Source organism: Bradyrhizobium algeriense (assembly GCF_003062295.1).
In the GTDB taxonomy this organism is placed as follows: Bacteria; Pseudomonadota; Alphaproteobacteria; order Rhizobiales; family Xanthobacteraceae; genus Bradyrhizobium; species Bradyrhizobium algeriense.
Map to the genome: position 1 here is coordinate 1 of NZ_PYCN01000255.1, position 462 is coordinate 462.

The 462-nt window shown below is 59.1% G+C and carries 1 pseudogene; it reads left to right on the plus strand.

Features of this window, described 5'->3' with window-relative positions:
* Positions 1-161: 161 nt before the first annotated feature.
* Positions 162-462: pseudogene (locus tag C7G61_RS43395) on the plus strand (cobaltochelatase subunit CobS); the annotation flags it as partial.

The window sequence follows — 462 nt, forward strand, 5'->3', positions numbered from 1 at the left end:
ATCATCAAGGCGCACGATGCCCTCAAAAGCGCCGGCCTGTGCTGAAACGATATGCTTTTAGGCAAGGCAGCTAGGCGGATTAGGAAATTGCACCATTCCGTCGTGGGGGTTAAGAAGCCCATGACATTTTCGAGACACACTCCAAAGACCAAGAGGCCCCTATGACGGCACATACCGAGACAGCGACCCTTACGCCGGACATGAAGGTGTCCGTGCGACAGGTCTTCGGCATCGACTCGGATCTTGAGGTCCCGGCCTTTTCGCAAGCCGAGCAGCATGTGCCCGATTTTGATCCCGACTATCTCTTCGACCGCGATACGACCCTTGCGATCCTTGCGGGCTTCGCGCGCAACCGCCGCGTCATGATCACCGGCTATCACGGCACCGGCAAGTCGACCCATATCGAGCAGGTCGCCGCTCGCCTCAACTGGCCCTGCGTGCGCGTGAACCTGGACAGCCACG